This is a genomic window from Pseudomonas sp. sp1636 (assembly GCF_030376615.1).
In the GTDB taxonomy this organism is placed as follows: Bacteria; Pseudomonadota; Gammaproteobacteria; order Pseudomonadales; family Pseudomonadaceae; genus Aquipseudomonas.
Genome location: NZ_JARRAB010000040.1, coordinates 1 through 2,252 on the forward strand (window position 1 = coordinate 1; position 2,252 = coordinate 2,252).

3 protein-coding genes are annotated in these 2,252 nt (G+C 46.9%); all 3 read right to left on the reverse strand.

The window, feature by feature from the left end; genetic code table 11:
* Positions 1-170: 170 nt before the first annotated feature.
* Positions 171-617 (reverse strand): hypothetical protein, encoded by a 447-nt coding sequence (locus tag P8H27_RS20450; RefSeq protein ID WP_289639585.1) that lies wholly within the window; start codon positions 615-617, stop codon positions 171-173.
* Between the two features lie 355 nt (positions 618-972).
* The gene (locus tag P8H27_RS20455) at positions 973-1,509 is read right to left on the reverse strand and encodes a hypothetical protein (RefSeq protein ID WP_289639586.1); all 537 of its coding nucleotides are present in this window, start codon (positions 1,507-1,509) and stop codon (positions 973-975) included.
* Between the two features lie 90 nt (positions 1,510-1,599).
* On the reverse strand, positions 1,600-2,252 hold a 653-nt coding region (locus P8H27_RS20460), incomplete at its 5' end, for a hypothetical protein (protein ID WP_289639587.1).

Sequence of the window (2,252 nt, forward strand, 5' to 3'; positions counted from 1 at the left end):
GGCAGCGCAAATAAGCGCCAAAAAATGCTTTCAACCGAGCGTGAGAACAAAACCATTTCTGCATCCTTGCCGAACTAAAAAGAACCAACAATCCAACGGCGGCTAACGTTTGGTTAAGGGGCGGGCTTTAGCCCGTCCCAGTGAGCGCAGCGAACGGTTTGAACCACTTGTTAGAGAATGGCCGCGCGATCAATTGCAGCTTCATAAGCAAGAGGTTCGAATAAAAAAGGCCCGAAGTTTTCAATAACGCGTAACTCTTCGTAGCCGTTTTCGTAAGCAAAGTTTTCCCATATGTAACCGGAATCGGTTTTTACTATGTGTGCGGAGTAAGCGCCACAGCCAATGTCACCACACTCGGGACATATATAAAGCAGTACGCGGTCTTCAGGCTCAGTAAGCAGCTTTAGCTTTCTGGCAGTGGCTTCGTTTTGGGCATTAAAGCCTTTAACAAAACAGCCCATAAAGTCATCATGCCCTCCATCTGCTTTCACTATGGCATGAAGTAGAGATTCATCATTTATTAAAAAATTTGATGAGCTTCTCTCTGCAACGGTACATCCGTTGCACTCACTTCCAGGGCGAAAGAGCTCTTGGTGGCCGAGCGTAGATATATGCATAATTCTCTAACGTTTGGCTAAGGGGCGGGCTTTAGCCCGTCCCAGTGAGCGCAGCGAACGATTTGAGCCAGTTGTTAGGCCTGGCCTGCCCGACACGGTAGTCGCACCAACGCAGAAAGAAAAGGCTGACGCCGCCAAGCGAAAGGGGGAGCGCGGTAAGTTAATTGTGACGGTGTCCGGCATAAACAAACTCCCTTTAATAATGCCACTAACTATGCGACTTGCTGGCGACGCGATATTGCGGTTAAAAACTAAGCCCGGAAATTTCCCGGAGCTGCCTAACGTTTGGTTAAGGGGCGGGCTTTAGCCCGTCCCAGTGAGCGCAGCGAGCGATTTGAACCAATTGTTAGACGCCTTAACGAACTGGCTTGCATTCCGCTGATGCGTAGAAGCGGAGGTCATTCTCCGGGCCTTCCTCAAGGAAACGTATTACTTTGTTTACGGGCAAAGTCATTGCTCCGGTATTTGAGGAAAGAATGAATTGTGTTCCAAAAGTATAGGGGATTACATTTCGTAGGCTTTCATTCTGCGTAGCCATGTAATCCTCATATCGTTTCCAAGAGTACGGCTCTTGGGCGCAACGCTTAATAACCTCGCCTACGTATGCACCAGACCAAATTATAGAGTCTGCTACACCTTCTGTTTGAGAGTTTATATTTGTTGCGCGTAGCGCAGATAGCCAGGCACTTACTGCATCTAGGCTTTCCAATGAGTAGTCCAGTCTTTTCCTATCTAATTTTGTAGACAAGAGAATATCAATGTCTCCAGAAATCGCTCCTGAGAAATATTCAGCAGCTTCTGAGATCTGTCCGTCGAGCTCTTGGTTGTTTGTCATAGCATAGCCAGATGTAAAAATAAAAATTAGGGCAATAATTCGTTTTAATGTGAGCATCCAATACTCCAGATGAAGGCGTCTAACGTTTGGTTAAGGGGCGGGCTTTAGCCCGTCCCAGTGAGCGGAGCGAACGATTTGAACCAGTTGTTAGATGCCACAGCAGAATACCTCTTCCCAGTCATCCATGAGGCAGTTGCTATCTAGCGCCTTACCCTGCCAGTTGCCTGTTTTTAGCAGTCCAGTAACTGCCATATGTTGGATAGAGTTTGTGTAGGCACCAGAGTTGTTTAGCTTTATACCCCAGGGTCTCTGACAATATCCCCAAAGAACTGGATTGGTTACATTGCAAATTGTGCTCGTAATTGGTTGTTCTTTATGAAATGTCTCAGCCCTGAGCGCCATTATGATAACGGAGCCAAATGTTAGCTCAGTGTCACTGGAGTGGGCGCGGTTATTCATTGCCATGAAGAAATCAGGAGGGACACTCTCTTTTTCACACTGGCCCAGCGATGGTGTCCAGATTTGTGTATCAATAAATATTTTGTCTTCGACGTCGCTGTGGCACCATTTTTGGTGTGATTTCTCATTCCACCCAATGCGGCCGAATTTAACTTGGTTTTTTCCGATTGCTTCGAGTTGCTGCGACCTGACCGAAGTGTTTCCACGGCAGCTTGTAATGATTTGGTTGAAGGGCTCTGCAATGGAAAGCCACTTTCTATGGTTCCAAATTGGTTGCTCTTCCGCGCGCGGTAGAAAAAACCATAAATGATATTTGTGGTCACAGTAGTTCATGAGTGGCT

Coding starts and splice junctions, on each gene's coding strand:
- P8H27_RS20450 (WP_289639585.1), bottom strand. CDS start 617: ATGCATATATCTACGCTCGGCCACCAAGAGCTCTTTCGCCCTGGAAGT.
- P8H27_RS20455 (WP_289639586.1), bottom strand. CDS start 1,509: ATGCTCACATTAAAACGAATTATTGCCCTAATTTTTATTTTTACATCT.